At 64.9% G+C, this 17272-nt stretch carries 12 protein-coding genes; 4 read left to right on the top strand and 8 right to left on the bottom strand.

The features are described from left to right. Positions 1 to 25 precede the first annotated feature (25 nt). Together WN72_RS20345 and WN72_RS20340 are read left to right on the top strand one after the other, a co-directional pair. On the top strand, positions 26 to 1393 hold the full coding sequence (locus WN72_RS20345; RefSeq protein ID WP_092216483.1) for an MFS transporter: 1368 nt from the start codon (positions 26 to 28) through the stop codon (positions 1391 to 1393). A 261-nt stretch (positions 1394 to 1654) separates the two neighbouring features. Continuing rightward, positions 1655 to 3136: an amidase gene (locus tag WN72_RS20340; RefSeq protein WP_167380849.1), complete on the top strand. Its 1482-nt coding sequence runs from the start codon at positions 1655 to 1657 to the stop codon at positions 3134 to 3136. A 1-nt stretch (position 3137) separates the two neighbouring features. On the opposite strand, the gene WN72_RS20335 is transcribed toward WN72_RS20340, so the two are convergent. After that, complete coding sequence (locus WN72_RS20335) at positions 3138 to 3743, bottom strand: TetR/AcrR family transcriptional regulator (protein WP_092216481.1); 606 nt, start codon at positions 3741 to 3743, stop codon at positions 3138 to 3140. Positions 3744 to 3943: 200 nt separating this feature from the next. On the opposite strand from WN72_RS20335, the gene WN72_RS20330 reads away from it, so the two are divergent. Together WN72_RS20330 and WN72_RS20325 are read left to right on the top strand one after the other, a co-directional pair. Next, positions 3944 to 5185 (top strand): efflux RND transporter periplasmic adaptor subunit, encoded by a 1242-nt coding sequence (locus WN72_RS20330; protein WP_027557353.1) that lies wholly within the window; start codon positions 3944 to 3946, stop codon positions 5183 to 5185. A 157-nt stretch (positions 5186 to 5342) separates the two neighbouring features. Beyond that, positions 5343 to 8543, top strand: coding sequence for an efflux RND transporter permease subunit (locus WN72_RS20325; RefSeq protein ID WP_027557352.1), 3201 nt, complete (start codon positions 5343 to 5345; stop codon positions 8541 to 8543). A 52-nt stretch (positions 8544 to 8595) separates the two neighbouring features. Here WN72_RS20325 and WN72_RS20320 read toward each other — a convergent pair whose 3' ends face one another. The 7 genes from WN72_RS20320 to WN72_RS20290 form a co-directional block, all read right to left on the bottom strand. Beyond that, a complete protein-coding gene (locus WN72_RS20320) occupies positions 8596 to 9324 on the bottom strand; it encodes a sulfite exporter TauE/SafE family protein (RefSeq protein WP_092216480.1) in 729 nt (242 codons plus the stop codon). Between the two features lie 186 nt (positions 9325 to 9510). Further along, a complete protein-coding gene (locus tag WN72_RS20315; RefSeq protein ID WP_231164340.1) occupies positions 9511 to 9807 on the bottom strand; it encodes a hypothetical protein in 297 nt (98 codons plus the stop codon). A gap of 169 nt (positions 9808 to 9976) precedes the next feature. Continuing rightward, positions 9977 to 11095: a helix-turn-helix transcriptional regulator gene (locus tag WN72_RS20310; protein WP_092216479.1), complete on the bottom strand. Its 1119-nt coding sequence runs from the start codon at positions 11093 to 11095 to the stop codon at positions 9977 to 9979. A gap of 104 nt (positions 11096 to 11199) precedes the next feature. Continuing rightward, entirely contained in the window at positions 11200 to 12318 is a 1119-nt protein-coding gene (locus WN72_RS20305; protein WP_092216478.1) for a helix-turn-helix transcriptional regulator, read from the bottom strand. 146 nt (positions 12319 to 12464) lie between these two features. Then, positions 12465 to 15476, bottom strand: a complete 3012-nt coding sequence (locus WN72_RS20300; protein WP_092216477.1) for an autotransporter outer membrane beta-barrel domain-containing protein — start codon at positions 15474 to 15476, stop codon at positions 12465 to 12467. A gap of 206 nt (positions 15477 to 15682) precedes the next feature. Next, positions 15683 to 15931, bottom strand: a complete 249-nt coding sequence (locus tag WN72_RS20295) for a DUF6894 family protein (protein ID WP_027557346.1) — start codon at positions 15929 to 15931, stop codon at positions 15683 to 15685. A 159-nt stretch (positions 15932 to 16090) separates the two neighbouring features. Then, the gene (locus tag WN72_RS20290) at positions 16091 to 17065 is read right to left on the bottom strand and encodes a helix-turn-helix transcriptional regulator (protein WP_092216476.1); all 975 of its coding nucleotides are present in this window, start codon (positions 17063 to 17065) and stop codon (positions 16091 to 16093) included. Positions 17066 to 17272: the final 207 nt, after the last annotated feature.

Raw genomic sequence — 17272 nt, 5'->3', positions numbered from 1 at the left:
GAACAACAGTCAAGGGAGAGCGTATATGTCGACATCGGTGAACGCAGGCAGCCGTCTCGATCGGCTGCCGATCGGGCCATTCCATCGCCGCATCATGCTGCTGATCGGAATCGGCATGTTTTTCGACGGTTTCGACATCTACATCGCCGGGACCGTGCTCAGCGTGACGCTGAAGACGGGCTTTTCGACCCTCGCGCAGAACGCGGCATTCATCTCGGCGACCTTCGTCGGCATGATGCTGGGATCGTTCGGCACCGGCTTCCTCGGCGATCGCTACGGCCGCCGCTTCACCTATCAGTTCAATTTGCTCCTCTTCGGCCTGGCCTCCCTCGCCGCCGCGTTCTCGCCGAACATGGCCTTCCTGATCGCCTGCCGCTTCGTGATGGGCGTTGGCTTGGGAGCGGAGAACGTCGTCGGCTATTCGACGATGACGGAGTTCGTGCCGGCCCGCACTCGCGGCAAATGGCTGGGCTTCACCACCGTGTGCGTCGTCACCGGACTGCCCGTGGCGTTGCTCGTCGCATCCGTGTTGGTGCCGCAATTCGGCTGGCGCTCGATGTTCGTGCTCGGCGGCGTCGGCGCGCTCGTCGTCTGGTACATGCGCAAGTCGCTGCCGGAATCGCCGCGCTGGCTGGAAGCCGTCGGGCGCACCACTGAGGCGGAAGCGCTGATGCAGGCCATCGAGAAGGAGGCGGCGCAAGGCCAGCCCCTGCCTGCTCCCGCACCTGTCACGTCAGTCCCCGTCGCCGCCGATCTGGGCACGCTGTTCACCGCGCCCTTGCTGTCGCGGATGATCGTTGGCTCGGTCTGCCTGATCACGATCAACACCCTGCTCTACGGCTTCGTGACCTGGCTGCCCGTCTTCTTCGTCAAGCAGGGTCTCTCGATCGCGACCTCGTTCGGCTATTCGCTGCTGATGGCGCTCGGCGCGCCGATCGGCTCGGCCATCGGCGCGCTGACCGCCGACCGCTGGGGCCGCAAGCCGACCATCATCGGCGCCTCGCTGATCACGGTGGCCTTGGGCATCCTCTACCCCATGATCTCGGACCCGATCCTGCTGCCGGCCGTGGGCTTCGCACTGACCGTGCCGATCTACGTCCTAGTCGCCCTGCTGTTCGGCATCTACATCCCCGAACTGTTTCCGACCGAGGTCCGCCTGCGCGCCTCCGGCATCGTCAATACGTTGGGGCGCGGCGCTACCATCGTCACGCCGTTCCTCGTGGTCTCGCTGTTCGAGACGCGGGGCGTCGCCGGCGTGATGGCGCTGATGATCGGCCTCCTGGTGGTGCAGATCATCACGGTCTGGTCGCTCGGCATCGAGCCCAGGCATCGCAGTCTCGAGGAGCTGAAGGCGGAGGAAACGGCTTCGTCGGTGCTGAAGGAAGCGTCCTGACTTCATCTCTCGGCGTCCTGGTGGCGCTGCACCTCCGCACATGAGGTCGTCATGCCCGGGCTTGTCCCGGGCATCCACGTTCTCCGTGCGCGCATAGCAAGACGTGGATGGCCGGGACAAGCCCGGCCATGACACTGTGGAGCCGCCGGTGCCCCTTCGCAGCCCCGACCGGCGGGCAGGTCTGGCTCCCGTTGCACCCCTCCTCATTCTGCTCTTAACATTGGATGCTCGATACGCGATGCGATGCAATGGGAGCGCGTGATGACCTCAGATGCCGCTGACCTGAACTACGGCTCGATCGGCACACTTCTCGGCGCCCTGCACGCCCGCACGATCTCTGCATCGGAGCTGCTCGACCACACGATCGCGCGCATCGAGACCCTGGACGGGCCGATCAACGCGATCATCGTCCGCGATTTCGATCGGGCCAGAGACGCTGCGCGGGCCGCGGATGCCGCGCTCGGCCGCGGCGAGCGGCTGCCGCTGCTCGGCATCCCCGTAACCCTCAAAGAACCGTTCAACGTCGCGGGCTTGCCGACGACGTGGGGCTTTCCGCATTTCAGGGATTTTCAACCGGCGGAGGACGCCCTCCTCGTTTCGCGGCTGAAGGCGGCGGGCGCCGTCATCATCGGTAAGACCAACATCCCGATCGGCCTCAGGGATTTCCAGAGCTACAACGAGATCTACAGGGCGACCAACAATCCGTGGGACCTCGGCCGCTCGCCCGGCGGCTCCTCGGGCGGATGTGGCGCGGCGCTCGCTGCCGGTCTCGGGCCGCTGTCGATCGGTTCGGACATCGGTGGGTCGATCCGCGTGCCCTCGCATTTCTGCGGCGTGTTCGGCCACAAGCCGAGCCTCGGCCTCGTCCCGTTGCGCGGATACAGCCTGCCACCGGCACCGCCTGTCCCCGGCCAGGGCGATCTCGCCGTCGTCGGGCCGATGGCGCGCACCGCTTCGGACCTTGCGTTATCGCTCGACGTGATTGCCGGCCCCGACGAGACGCGCGACGGGGTCGGCTACCGCCTCGCGCTGCCCGCCCCGCGGCACACCCAGCTCATGGATTTCAGGATCCTCGTGATCGACACCCATCCGCTGATGCCGACGGGCAACGCCGTGCGCTCAGCCATTGGACGATTGGCCGAGCGGCTCGAACGTTCGGGCGCACGCGTCGCGCGCGCGAGCGCATCGCTGCCCGATCTCGCCGACTCCGCGCGGCTCTACATGAAGCTGCTCAACGGCGCGCGAAGCCCGCGCCTGACACCAGCCGCCCTCGCCGAGGCGCAAGAAGCTGCCGCGGCACTCGCGACCGACGATCGCAGCCTTGAGGCCGAGCGCGCTCGCGGCTGGGGCATGACCCATCGCGATTGGCTGGCGGCTGACGCGGCCCGCCTGCAACTGCAGCAAAAGTGGCATCAGCTCTTCCGCGAGTTCGACGCGGTGATCTATCCCGCCGCTGCCGTGCCGGCCTTTCCGCACGATCATTCCGAGCCGTTCGACGCGCGGAAGCTCGACATTGATGGCAAGCTCTACAACTATTCCGATGCGTGCTTCATCTGGGCCGATCCCGCCTCAACCTGCGGACTGCCGGCGACCGCCGTTCCGATCGAGCGCACGCCTTCGGGCCTGCCAATCGGCGTTCAGATCATCGGACCTTACCTGGAGGACCGCACGACGATTGCGCTGGCCGGACTGATCGAGCGCGAGTTCGGCGGCTTCGTGCCGCCGCCGGCGTTGCCGAGATAAATCAGGTTCGGTCGGCCGACTGCGCCTCGACCGCCTGCACCGCGACGCTCGCGACCTGCCGCAGCGCCTCGCGGTCCGCGCCTGACGACGCCATCACGCCCATGCCGACGGAGACGGCCGAAACGTAGCGCGCGAGCGCGGCCGGATCTGACGTATCCTTGAGATCGCCCTCCGTCTTGGCGCGGACAAAGCGCTCGCGGAGCTGGTCCTCGTTCTGGGCGCGGCGCGCGGCGAGCTCGAAGGGGACGTTCTCGGAGCCGGTGCCGCAGGCAATCCCGCCCTGCACGAGCAGGCAGCCGGGCGGATTGGCGGGATCGGTCTGCTTGTCGGCAATGCCCATCAGCATCCGCTCGGCGACCGCGCGGGCGGTGGGTGCCGCGACCACCTCGTCCATCCAGACGCCGCGCAGTTTTGTGTAACGGTCGAGCGCGGCCTTTAGCAGGCCTTCCTTGTTGCCGAAGCAGGCATAGAGGCTGGGGGGATTGATGCCCATGGCCTCGGTGAGCTGGGCAATGGTCGCGCCCTCATAGCCATGGCGCCAAAACACTTCCATCGCCTGGTCCAACGCCGTTTCGGCGTCGAATTCGCGGGGGCGTCCCATGCCCATGTGCCTGTCTCCTCGGATTTCACGTTCTGCCGGAGGCTTAACGCCAAATCCTATCTATTTGTTCTAGCTTTCTTTTCTCGGCGTCTTCCAATTGTCGCGGTATACGGCTACAATTTTCTTAGTGAATGGTACATAAGTATCTTGCACTGCGACATCCAGCTCCACATCTGTAGTGAACACTACATATCTGGAGCGCGCAAATGCATCCCTCGCAAAACTCCCCCCGCGCCGGCCGTTTCCGCCGCCTTCTTGGCGGCGTTGCGGTCGTGGGCGCCCTCGCCGTGGCCGGCTCGATCGCGACCGGCCACTACTTTCGCGCCGCGCAGGCGACCGCAACCGCGGCCGCGGCTGAGCAGGCCGTTTCCGTCACAGTCGCCATGATCGAACCAAAGCAGACCGTGCTTTGGGACGATTTCTCCGGCCGGCTCGAGGCCATCCAACGCGTCGAGCTTCGCCCGCGCGTCGCCGGCGCGATCCTGTCGACCAACTTCACCGAAGGCGCGCTGGTGAAGGCCGGCGATGTGCTGTTCAAGATCGATCCGGCGCCCTACGCCGCCGAGGTCGACAAGGCCGCCGCGCAGCTCGAGGCGGCCAAGGCCCGCGTGGTCTTCACTCAGAGCGAGCTCGAGCGCGGCGCGCAGCTGGTTGGCAACGCCGTGGTCACGCGGCGCGATTACGACCAGCGCGACAACGCCAATCGCGAAGCCATCGCCAATGTGAAGGCGGCCGAGGCGACGCTCCAGACTGCAAAGCTCAATCTCGACTACACCGAGGTGCGCGCGCCGGTGGACGGCCGCGTCGGCAAGTTCGAGATCACCGTCGGCAATCTCGTCGCCGCCGGCACCGCTTCGCCGGTGCTGACTTCGCTGGTCTCGGTCAATCCGATCTACGCCTCGTTCGATGCGGACGAAGAGGTGGTGCTGCGGGCGTTGAACTCGATCGCAGACAGCACGGGCCAGCGCGGCAAGCTCGACCAGATCCCGGTGGAGATGGCGACATCAGGCGGTCTTTCGGCGAAAGGTCACATCCAGCTCATCGACAACCAGGTCAACGGCCAGAGCGGCACCATCCGCGTCCGCGCGGTGTTCCCCAACGACGACGGGCGTCTGATCCCCGGCCAGTTCGCGCGCGTGCGCATGGGCCAGCCGAAGCAGCAGACGCTGGTGATGATCGACGAGCGTGCGATCGGCACCGACCAGGACAAGAAGTTCGTGATGGCGGTTGGTAACGACAGCCGCGCGGTCTACCAGCCGGTCACGCTTGGCGGGGCCGTCGATGGACTTCGTATCGTGACGTCGGGCCTGAAGCCCGGTGACCGCATCGTCGTCAACGGCTTGCAGCGCGTGCGTCCCGGCGCCCTCCTCAAGACGGAGATCGCGGCGATGGGGGCGCGGGGGCAGCAGGCTTCCAATCACAGCAACCAGGACGTGGTGCAACGCTAGTTACGTCGTTTCGGGGCGCGCGCCGCGCGAGCCCGGAATGACGACGTCACGAAACTCCGAGCACATCACCTCTGGATTCCGGGTTCGCGCGTCGCGCGCCCCGGAATGACGGCGGAGCTGTGCGGAGACGACCAAGATATTGCCCAGGGGCAAAGCCATGAATCTCTCAAAGTTCTTCATCGATCGTCCGATTTTCGCCGGCGTGCTGTCGGTGCTGATCTTCCTCGCCGGCCTGATCTCGCTGTTCGCGATGCCGATCTCGGAATACCCCGACGTCGTGCCGCCCTCCGTCGTGGTGCGCGCGACCTATCCGGGCGCCAATCCCAAGGTGATCGCGGAGACTGTCGCGACGCCGATCGAGGAGCAGATCAACGGCGTCGAGAACATGCTGTACATGTCGAGCCAGGCGACCACCGACGGCGCGATGACGCTGACGGTGACGTTCCGCCTCGGCACCGACCCCGACAAGGCGACGCAGCTGGTGCAGAACCGCGTGCAGCAGGCCGAGCCGCGCCTGCCCGCCGTGGTGCGCCAGCTCGGCATCATCACCAAGAAGTCGTCGCCCGACCTCACCATGGTGGTGCATCTGCTGTCGCCGAACGGCCGCTACGACATGACGTATTTGCGCAATTACGCGGTGCTCAACGTCAAGGATCGTCTCGCCCGGATCGACGGCGTCGGCGACGTCCAGCTCTATGGAGCCGGCGACTATTCGATGCGGGTCTGGGTCGATCCGCAGAAGGCGGCCGAGCATGGCCTCACCGCCAGCGATATCGTGAAAGCGATCCAGGCGCAGAACGTCGAGGCCGCCGCCGGCGTGGTCGGCTCCTCCCCCAACGTCAAAGGCATCGACCTGCAACTGTCGGTCAACGCCGAGGGACGTCTCGCCAACGAGGAGCAGTTCGGCGACATCGTGGTCAAGACCGGCTCGCGCGGCGAAGTGGTTCGTCTTCGCGACGTCGCGCGCATCGAGCTTGGCGCCTCCGAATACGGCCTGCGCTCGCTGCTCGACAACAAGCAGGCGGTGGCGATCCCGATCTTCCAGGCGCCTGGCTCCAACGCGCTGCAGATCTCCGACCATGTCCGCGCCACCATGGCCGAGATCAAGAAGAACATGCCGGAGGGCGTGTCCTACCAGATCGTCTACGATCCCACCCAGTTCGTGCGCTCCTCGATCGAAGCAGTGATCCACACGCTGCTGGAAGCGATCGCGCTGGTGGTGCTGGTCGTGATCCTGTTCCTGCAGACCTGGCGCGCCTCGATCATCCCCCTGCTCGCCGTGCCGGTCTCGATCGTCGGCACGTTTGCGGTGATGCACGTCTTCGGCTTCTCGATCAACGCCCTCAGCCTGTTCGGCCTCGTGCTCGCGATCGGCATCGTCGTCGACGACGCCATCGTCGTGGTCGAGAACGTCGAGCGCAACATCGAGGCCGGATTGTCGCCGCGCGATGCCACCTACCAGGCCATGCGCGAGGTCTCCGGCCCGATCATCGCCATCGCGATGGTGCTGATCGCGGTGTTCGTGCCGCTCGCCTTCATCTCCGGCCTGACCGGGCAGTTCTACAAGCAGTTTGCGCTGACGATTGCGATCTCGACCGTGATCTCCGCGGTCAACTCGCTGACCTTGTCGCCGGCGCTGTCGGCGCTGCTGCTCAAGGGCCACAACGAGCCGAAGGACAAGCTCACGATCATCATGGAGAAGAGCCTTGGCTGGTTCTTCCGCGGCTTCAACAAGGCGTTCACGCGCTCGTCGGAGAATTACAGCGGCACCGTCACCAAGGTGATCTCGGGCAAGGCCGCGGTGATGGGCCTCTATGTGCTGCTGGTCGGCCTCACCGCCTTCCTGTTCCAGCAGGTGCCGAGCGGCTTCGTGCCCGGTCAGGACAAGCAATATCTGGTCGGCTTCGCCCGCCTGCCCGACGGCGCCACGCTCGACCGAACCGAAGAGGTGATCCGCAAGATGAGCGACATCGCGCTGACCCAGCCCGGTGTCGAGAGCTCGGTGGCCTTCCCCGGCCTGTCGATCTCCGGCTTCACCAACTCCTCCAACGCCGGCATCGTGTTCTCGACGCTGAAACCGTTCGACGAGCGCAAGGATCCCTCGCTCAGCGGGCCCGCGATCGCGGCCGAGCTGAACAAGAAGTATGCAGGGATCCAGGAAGCCTTCATCGCCATGTTCCCGCCGCCGCCGGTCAACGGCCTCGGCACCATCGGCGGCTTCAAGCTGCAGATCGAGGACCGTGCTGGTCTCGGCTATGAGGCGCTGAACGAGGCGACCAACGCGTTCATGGCGGCGATGCAGAAGGCGCCGGAGATCGCCGGCGTGTTCTCGAGCTTCCAGGTCAACGTGCCCCAGCTGTTCGCCGACATCGACCGCACCAAGGCGCTGCAGCTCGGGGTACCCGTGACGGAAGTGTTCAACACGCTGCAGATTTACCTCGGCTCCTACTACGTCAACGACTTCAACAAGTTTGGCCGCACCTACTCCGTCTATGTCCAGGCCGATGCGCCGTTCCGCGCCCGTGCCGACGACATCAGGCAGCTCAAGGTGCGCTCGTCGTCCGGCGACATGGTGCCGCTGTCCGCACTGCTGAAAGTCCGCCAGAGCGCGGGGCCCGAACGTGCGATCCGCTACAACGGCTTCCTGTCCTCCGACATCAACGCGGCGGCCGCGCCCGGCTTCTCATCGGGCCAGGCCCAGGAGGCGGCGACGCGGATCGCGGCGGAGACGCTGCCGCCCGGCTTTGCCTTCGAATGGACCGACCTGACCTATCAGGAGTTCATCGCCGGCAATTCCGGCATCTGGGTATTCCCGCTGGCGATCCTGCTGGTGTTCCTGGTGCTGGCCGCGCTCTATGAGAGCCTGACCCTGCCGCTCTCGATCATCATGATCGTGCCGATGGGCCTCTTGGCTGCGATGTTCGGCGTCTGGATCTCCAAGGGCGACAACAACGTCTTCACCCAGATCGGGTTGATCGTGCTGGTCGGCCTGTCCGCCAAGAACGCGATCCTGATCGTCGAATTCGCGCGCGAGCTCGAATTCGCCGGCCGCACGCCGATCCGGGCCGCGATCGAGGCGAGCCGCCTGCGGCTTCGTCCGATCCTGATGACGTCGATGGCCTTCATCATGGGCGTCTTGCCGCTGGTGCTCTCGACCGGCGCGGGCTCGGAGATGCGGCGCGCCATGGGCGTTGCGGTGTTCTCCGGCATGATCGGCGTCACCGTGTTCGGCCTGTTCCTGACGCCGGTGTTTTATGTGCTGCTCAGAACCATCACCGGCAACAAGCCGCTGGTGCATCACGGCAGCGACATCAGCGCGGCACCGGTCCAGGGCATGAGCCACGAGGCCGGGCACTAGAGTGGAGCATGATCTTGTCGGAGAACCGCTCCACACTTCTCCGGATCATGCTCTAGATCAGGGAAATCCCTGACACGAACAACAGAACGAGCACGGTCTTGCGAAAGACCGTCTCGTTGACCCGGTGGAAGGCGATCACGCCGAGCGCGGATCCCGCGAACAGCGCCGGCAGGCTGATCGCGAGATCGACGAAGACCTTCGACGACAGATCCTGGTGCCCGACCAGCAGCGCGATCGCGAACAGCTGCATCGCCGCGATGAAGGGCTGCACCAGGCCGCGCTGCTCACTCTTGGGCATGCCGCGCATGTCGCACCAGATCGTCGGGATCGCACCGGGCATCGCGGTGAGCCCGCCGACCAGCCCTCCCCCGAATCCGATCAGCGCGACCCAGTGCCGGCCGACCGCCTCGCCCGCCGTGACCAGCGTCGGCCGCAGCAGCATGTAGGCGGCATAGAGCGCGACGATGATGCCGAAACCGCGCCGGAGCAGATGCGTGTCCGCAGTCTGCAACAGCGACACCGCAATGGGAACGCCGATCAGCCCGCCGACGATCAGCAGCAGGCTGCCCTCCCAGCGGATGCTGTGCCGAAGCGCCCACAGATTGGTGGCCTGCACGCCGATGCTGCACGCCATCATCAGCGGTACGGCTTCGAGCGGCTGAAACACCCGGAGCAGGATCGCGCCGGCGACCGCCGAGAACGCGAAGCCGGAGAGACCCGAGACGAAGGCACCGGCGAAGACGGCAACGCTGAGCAAGATCAGGGTCGTGAGGTCAGGCACAAGCCGTCCTCCGGTCAATCGTAGGGAATCTGCGAGACGGGAACGTCGGCGCTCTCGGAACAAACGGCCTGTTCACGGGGCAACGACACCTGCATGGCGCGGGCGTGAGAGCGTTCCAGCATCGCGAGCCCGATCAACTGGAGCGTGACGAGGGCCGCGGTCAGGGCGATCGCGACGATATTGGCGTTACGCGCGCTCGAACGTGGGGACGCCGGCGGCGTGCTCGCACGCATCAGATCCGTGGGCATCTTCTGAAATTTCCTTTTGATTGTTGACCGGAATGAATTGGTTCAAAGGCAATGTTTCGCGCGCCGGCTCCAGCAGGTGGCGATAGCGCCGCAGCGCACGCCGCGCCTCGATCTCGCGCTGCTCGCGGAATGCCGCGCCGATGCGGGCGACGATGTCGCGGAACCTGCCGACCCAAACCGCTGACGCCGTTCGCATGACAATCCCCCTCGACCAGCGCGACGTGAGCTGCTTCACACCGAGATCGAAGTGTCGAACAACAGCTCGCGTGACATCTCGTAGAAAAGAACGCAGCAAAGCGCGTCACCCGAACGAGTGAGGCGCGATAACTTTCTAATGATGGTCTGGCTTTGAACCTGATGCGAACTGCAGCGACACGCGCTACGCACGGATCATGCTTTGCGCGTCAGCGCACGAGCGGATTGGCGAATCCAGCCGCGAGCTTGACGAGATCGGCCTGACGCGAGACGCCGGTCTTGGCGAAGACGCGATGCAGATGCGTCTTCACGGTCGTCTCGGCGATCCCGAGCGCGGCCGCCGTCTCCGGCACGCCGCCGACCTCGACGATAGACTGCAGCACCTTGAGTTCCGCCGGCGTCAGATCGAAGGTGCGGTCAATCAGGTCGGCAGACGAGCGGCCGTCGAGTTCCGCCTTCCAGACGAACAAGGCACCGATCGCCGTCGTGCGCCCCACAACGCCCTCGCGCAGCAGCGACGGCAGCGCGATCACGTGCGCGACGTAGTACGATCCGTTGTCCGACGTCAGGGGAATCTTCCGATCGGCCGCCGCCGCGACGGCAACCTCCCCGGCGTCGCGGAAGATGTTGCGCAGGGCCAGATTGGCCTCGGACGATCTCGTCACGAGCCGGCCCGAAACGGTGCGCAGGACATCGTCGGCGGCCAGGATCGTCTCGGCAGCCGGATTGCAGTGGACGATATTGCAGGCCGCATCGAGCAGGATCACGCCGGCATTGAGGCGGTCGACGACGTCGGCGAGCGCGGTCGCATGCCGCTGCTTGCGCTCGATCGCGCGGTTGATCAGCAGCGCCCGGCTGGTGTGCGGGACCAGGAACTGCATGCGTGCGCGCTGGGCGGCATCGAGCATGTCCCTGCCCGGGATCACGGTCAGCAGCATCGGACACGGAGACTTCGACTGCTCCAGCACCACGTTGGCGACATCGACGCAGCCCTGCGGGCGCAGCCATTCCTGATAAAACCGCCCGCGGCGGTATTCGTCGAAATTCACGAGGTCGGGGATGTTGCGCACTTCGCCGTATTGTGGAAGCCGCGCAAGCGGATCGTATTGGGCGTAGGTCTCGGCATAGAGCTGGATGTAGTGCGGATCGACCCCGCAGTAATAATGCGTCGCGCCGGATTTGCTGACCGGGTCCTTGGAGATCAGACCGCAGGCCTGGCTGCCGATATATCCATTGAGCATGACCACGACATCGCTCCACAACTCCGGGTTGAGGCCGGCATCATAGATGCTCTCGATCAGCTCGGATTGTTTCGGAAGTCGGGACATCGGAACAGCTAGTGATCACAGATGAAGAAATGTTCGTCATGCCCGGCGGCTCCTGTGAGTCTGCCGCGGCAGCAAAAGGTTCAATTCCGGCAGTGATTTATTGATCAGTTGAGAAGCGGATTGGAAAATCCCGCGGCAAGCTTGACGAGGTCGGCCTGACGCGAAACGCCGGTCTTGGCGAAGACGCGATGCAGATGCGTCTTCGCCGTCGTCTCCGCGATACCGAGCGCGGCCGCCGTCTCCGGGATGCCGCCGACCTCGACGATGGACAGGAACACGCGCAGCTCGGCCGGCGTCAGGCCGAAGGTCCGCGCGATCAGCTCGCCACCGGATTGCGCGCCGAGCGACACCTTGCGCAGCATCAGCGCACCGGCAGCGTCGCGGGCCCGGTCGCCGCCGTTGCGCAGCACGGAGGCGAGCGGCAGGATATGCGCGACATAGCGATCCCCGCTTGGCGAAAGCAAAGGAATGGCGTGGCCGCGTGCGATAGCGATCGCGACGTCGCTGCGGCTCGCGAAGGCATTGCGCAGCGTCTGATTGGCCTCGGCACTGCCGGTCACGAGCTGGCCGGCAACGGACCGGACGACGTCGTCGGCCGCAAGCAGGGCATGGCCCGCAGAATTCGCATGCACCAACCGGCAGGAGGAATCGAGCAGGAAGATGCTGGATGTCAGACTGTCGAGGACGTCGGCCAGCGCCGTCGCCAATGTCAGCTTCGAATCGATGGCGCGGTTGACCAGCAGCGCGCGGCTGGCGTGCGGCACGATCAGCGCGAGGCGATGTTTCATCGCGGGATCCACCATGCGCCGGCCCGACAGCACCGTCATCATCACCGGGCAGCTCGTGCTGGAACTATCGAGCACGACATTGGCCGCGTCGCGGCATCCCTGCGGCTGCATCCATTCCTGGTAAAAGCGCCCGCGCCGGTACTCCTCGAAATTGACGAGATCGGGGATGCTGACGATCCGGCCGTGCGGCGGCAGGACCGTCAGCGGATCGAACTTCGAATGCGTCTCCGAATAGAGGCGGATGTAGTGCGGGTCCGCCCCGCAATAATAGTGCGTCACGCCGAACTTGCTGATCGAATCCTTGGAAAACAGCCCGCAGGCCTGGCCGCCGACGAAATCGCGGATGCCGGCGACGACGTTGGTCCACATCGCGGGATCGAGCCCCGCGTCATAGATGGCCTCGACCAGTTCGGGCAGTTTCCGTGGTCCGTGCATGGCTCAAATTGGCATTGAATGGTCAATGCCCGGGAGCCTAGCACGACCACAGCATGCGGCGTCCTCCGATCGTAGGAGGTGCCGGCCGGGCGGATGGAGCCCGGCCGGCAGGGCGCTGCGTTCAAGCCGCCAGGGCTGATGCCGGCTCAGAACGCGACGCGAACGCCCCCTTTCGCCGTGCCGGTGCGGCTCTGGTCGGACATCATCATGCCCTCGACCGCGCCGAACACGGAGACGTTGCGCGTGGTTCGATAGTCGAAGCCGAAGCCCGCGACGGCGCCGACCGTAGAGCGGCTGCCGGGCGTGACGAAGGAGAGGTTCTGCCCGAGCAGCACGGTGTTGATATTGGTGTCGCCGACGCGCTGGAGCGCGATCACGCCACCATGAACGTTGGCCTTGAACTCGCCGCCGGCAAAGCTGGTCACGCGCGAGAGGTCGACCTCGCCCCGCTCTTCAAAATCCTGCAGCGTGCGGCCACCGACCGACAGCCCTTGTGCCGAGCCGGTCTCGCTATAGCCGTCGAAGCGGCCTGCGACATAGCGCAGCCGCGCCGTCGGCGTCAGCAGATAGCCGTTGCCGATCTCGAGCTTATAGCCATAGGCAACTTCCGGGCTAACGTACCAGCCGCTGTAGCTTGCAGTGGCCGTCTCCATGCCGCCGACCGCGGCATTGTTCAGCACCAGGCGGCGCGATTTGTTGTCGGCGTTGCCGCCCTGGATGGTGAAGTCGAAGAACTGCGCGGCCCATTCGAACCGGCTATAGGCGCCGGCGAACACGTAGTTGGTATCGACCGATTGCGAGTTGAGGTCGACCGAGAGGCCGCCCTGCCCGCCGCCGAGGAAGCCGCCGACGAGCCAGTTCGGCTGCACCTTGCGGTCGATGCCGATCGCGCCACCCCACGCCGTCGAAGTCGCGCGCAAGGTCGAGACCGTCTCGTCCTGGATGCGCTGGCCACCGAACGAGGTCGCCCAGACCGTGATCGGCGCCGGATCGGTCCAGAGGCTGTGCGGCGCCTTGGTGAACGGCCCGGCCTGCGCGCTCTCAGGCGCATAGGCCATCGCCATCATGTTGCTCCCGGCCGGCCCGGTGCCACCGTTCAACCTGCCCTGCACTAGCGAGGACACGCCGCCGGTGAAATCCATCAGCGCGCGGTCGGTCTGCGCCAGCGCGGTGGGATCGAGGGTTGCGAGGGCGCCGCCGGCAAAGACCTGCGGGCCATTGAAGCCTCCGCTCCCGACGTTGGTGTTGATGGTACCATTGAAGTTGACGAAGGTCGGGAGCTGGATACTCGTCAGCGACGAGACCCGGCTGCTCAGCGGAATGAAGTTGAGGTTGACGACGTCATGGCCGAAGCCGAAATCGACCACGCCGTTGATCTTCGAGCCCGGCAGCAGCGTCAGCGTGTCGGCCCGGTCGGAGAGCAGAATCGCCTTGCCGGCGGTGCCGGTGATCGTGCCGGAGTTCGTGATGTTCGATCCATCGCTCGACTGAATGCCGATCCCGGCGATGATCGTGCCGGAGTTATTGACAGTCGCCTGGGTCGTCAGAATCCCGATGCCGTTGGTGGCGGAGGCCTGAAGCAGACCGGTGTTGGTCACGTTGGCGATGTTGGCGTTAACGGCTGTCTCCCTCCCGGTAATCGTGCCGGAATTGTTGACGTTGCCGACGATCGCATTGATACCGCGGTCACCTCCTGTGACGGTTCCGGCGTTGTCGAGATTGATCCTGATACCGGACAAGCCGAAACCATTCGCCGAGATCTGTCCCGTGTTCGTCGCGTTGATGGTCTCGGCAAAGACACCCGACGATCCGCCGGAGATGGCGCCGCTGTTGACCACATTTGCCGTCTTGGCTGCGTGGATGGCGAACTCGGTCCCGGTGATCGTTCCACTGTTGCGAACGGTCGCGTCCGCGGTATGCGCGACGATGGCATCGCCATTGCTGCCGTCGCCGGTGATGGTACCGGCATTGTCGACGACAACGGACGTGTTTCCGAACACCGCCACGTTATGCGCGATCACGGTGCCGCCGGCGAGGTTCGCCAGCTTTACGTTCTCGCCGTCGATGCCGGCCGAACCGCCGGCAATGGTCCCTGAATTGGTGACGGTCGCAAGGTTCGTGGCCGAGATCACGCCCGCCAGCGACGTCGTCGTGCGGATCAGGCCGGCATTGTTGATCGTGACGTTGCCCTTGCCGGTGGCTGGGTCGGCGTTCGCCGTAATGGTGTTAGCGGCCGCGGAAATCGTGCCGGAGGCTGTGTTGGTGAGATTGATATCGCCGGTCCGCGACACGATGGCATTGCCGCTCGACTGGATCAGCCCCGCATTGGCGACCGTCACGGACTGGTCCGCGATCACCGCGTTGGCGCCGTCGATGGTACCAGAGGCGAGATTCGACAGGCTGACGTTCTGGCCGGATATGCCGAACGCGTGACCGGCGATGCTGCCTGCGTTCACCACTGTCGCCAGACCGGAGGCCTGGATGGCGCCTCCGGTCGCCGCGATCTGGGTGATGACGCCGGAGCTGTCGTTGGCCAGGTTCAGGGTAATGCCGGTGACCCCGGCCGCATCTCCAAAGATCGTTCCTGTGTTCGAGATCAGGTTCACTGTATCGCCGTTGATACCGACCGTGTCGGGCCCGACGCCGGAAATCGTGCCGGAATTCCTCACATTGGCGACAAACGCTTCGACGCCGCTGCCGCGTCCGCCCGCCTCGCTCGCGATGGTGCCTGCGTTGGTGAGGTTGAGGGTTGAAGCGGTGATTGCGTGGAAACCGATGATCGTGGCTCCGCTGAGGTTCGAGATGGTCATATCGCCACCTGTAATACCAGCCGAGAACGTTCCCTCGATCTTGCCGGCGTTGACAATGACACCACCGTCGCCGGTCTGGAGGCCAAAGAACTTTCCGTGGACGGTCACCCCCGACCTGATGTCATAGGTATTGTTGTTGTCGCCGCGCGCGCCATAGCCCGTGCCGCCGCCCTGTTGGGTGTCGGTGTCAGTTGCGCACACCACCGTTGCATTGCTGACCGGCGCGGTCGGCATGCAGGCCGCCATGGCGGGCTCGCTGATGAACACTGGCGCGGCCGGCAGCAAAAGCAGCAGCGATCGCCGCGCCAAATGCCATCGCGCAAGACCGTCCCCACCCGTCTCAATCATTTTCAGTCCCTCAGGTCACAGGCGCGTTGTCAGCGACCTCCTCTGATCGGATGAGGCCGCTCTTGCGAATTTGGATTCGCTGATCGCCAACGTAGAAAGGGACGCCGGTTTCGACTTGGACGGTGACGACCGGGTTTCGGGCCAGGACGAACTGAAGGCGTTTCGCGCCGCACTGGTGCAGCGTTGCTACACCGTCGCCCGCGTGCTCATGCCTGGTCCCATCCCGCCTTCTCCGCACTCTCCGCCCAGACCGCGGCGCGGTAGATCTCGCGGCCGCCCTTGTCTCTCACGCGGATCCAGGCGTCGCGGTCGCGCAAATCATCGCGCCAGACGAAGAGATGGCTTGCCATCTCGTCGGCTACCACGAAGGTTGCCTCGGCGCATTCGAACACCATGCCGCCCGGGTCGATCTTCACGATATTTCCGACCAGAAGGTCGAAGAAAAAACGATGCATTCATTTACTCCAGCGAGCAGCGCGCGCGTTACCAGGTCATGCGGCAATTGCCGCACCGCAGCCGCTGCAAAATGGTCATGACGTCGCGATCAAGGATCATGTCGAATCCCTTCTCCTGATTTGAAATCGGCAGGTGGCTGAATATTCAGTTGAGCGCGGTCACGGCACTTCGCCGCTCCTGACGTCGCTCGGCGTCGCGCCATAGGTCCGCCGGAAGCAGCGGTTGAAATAGGAGAGATCGCCGAAGCCGACATCGTAGGCGATCGAGCTCACGGTACGCTCGGCGTATTCGGGCTCGCGCAACATGCGATGGGCGCGCTTGACGCGCTGCTCGGTCAGGAAGGAGGAGAACGTCTTGCCGTCGGCCTCGAACAGGCGCTGGAGATAGCGCGGCGTCACGCCGAGCTCCTGGGCCACCGCCGTCACCGATAGGTCCTGCCGCCAGCAATTGTTGGCGATCGAGACCTTCGCCTTCTGGAGCCTGGCGGCCTTGACGCCGCGGCGTCCGGCGAGCTCCCGCGTCTCACCGGTGGCGCCGAGGACGAGCGCCAGAAGATCGTGCAGATGCCCGACCGCGAGCTGGCGCAGTGCGGGCGTGTCGAACGCCTTCTCCCGCACCAGCGTCATCGCGTAGTCGACCAGCAATCGAAGTCCGGTGGAGCTTTCCGGCATGACGCGCATCACGGCGTCATCGACGTCGACGATCATCGGCGCCAGCACGCGTCGCGGCACACGCAGCGAGAAGCAGCTCCCGAGCGACAACCGCTCGAACGTCGTGACGTCCTCCGCGCTGGTCAGGACCGCCTGTCCGGCGCGAAGCGCCAGATCGTGTCCTCGCTCGGATATCCCGAGAACGCCCGACCTGTTCACGATCAAAGCGAGGCTGTCGTCGCCATCCGCAACCAGCTGCCTGGTGCGAATGACCCGGGCTCCGCACAATCCGCCCATCAGCAACTGGGCCTCCGGCAAGATGTGCGAGGTGAAGTTCGCCGCGGCCGGCTTGCCGTTCCTTGCCTCGACCTCCGCCTTCAACACCCCGCGACAGTAGAAATCGCGAAGCAGCGGGATGCGCTCGCTTTCAGGAATTTCGATTGTTGAAACATTGAGAACCGAAAAATCAATTTGGCTGTTCACTGCAATCTCTCCAACGACGAAGCAGGCCCGGCCGCATGCTGTCGTTTCCTTGCCCGCGTTCCATGCCGTCGCGGCACGTCTTCGCGGCGCTCGCTGCGCTTCGCATTCGCGAGCGCGATATACGAAAGGCCTAGATGATGCGCGTCCTGCAATCGGAGGACCCGAGGGCTTTGCTCATCACAATGGATTGAGATGGCGCCATGTGAG

It is taken from the genome of Bradyrhizobium arachidis, assembly GCF_015291705.1.
GTDB lineage: Bacteria > Pseudomonadota > Alphaproteobacteria > Rhizobiales > Xanthobacteraceae > Bradyrhizobium > Bradyrhizobium arachidis.
This window is presented reverse-complemented; position numbering and strand designations above follow the sequence as displayed.

Bases quoted from the DNA above. Each gene is read 5' to 3' on its own strand.
- WN72_RS20345 (WP_092216483.1), top strand. From the start codon at position 26: ATGTCGACATCGGTGAACGCAGGCAGCCGTCTCGATCGGCTGCCGATC.
- WN72_RS20340 (WP_167380849.1), top strand. From the start codon at position 1,655: ATGACCTCAGATGCCGCTGACCTGAACTACGGCTCGATCGGCACACTT.
- WN72_RS20335 (WP_092216481.1), bottom strand. From the start codon at position 3,743: ATGGGCATGGGACGCCCCCGCGAATTCGACGCCGAAACGGCGTTGGAC.
- WN72_RS20330 (WP_027557353.1), top strand. From the start codon at position 3,944: ATGCATCCCTCGCAAAACTCCCCCCGCGCCGGCCGTTTCCGCCGCCTT.
- WN72_RS20325 (WP_027557352.1), top strand. From the start codon at position 5,343: ATGAATCTCTCAAAGTTCTTCATCGATCGTCCGATTTTCGCCGGCGTG.
- WN72_RS20310 (WP_092216479.1), bottom strand. From the start codon at position 11,095: ATGTCCCGACTTCCGAAACAATCCGAGCTGATCGAGAGCATCTATGAT.
- WN72_RS20305 (WP_092216478.1), bottom strand. From the start codon at position 12,318: ATGCACGGACCACGGAAACTGCCCGAACTGGTCGAGGCCATCTATGAC.
- WN72_RS20300 (WP_092216477.1), bottom strand. From the start codon at position 15,476: ATGATTGAGACGGGTGGGGACGGTCTTGCGCGATGGCATTTGGCGCGG.
- WN72_RS20295 (WP_027557346.1), bottom strand. From the start codon at position 15,931: ATGCATCGTTTTTTCTTCGACCTTCTGGTCGGAAATATCGTGAAGATC.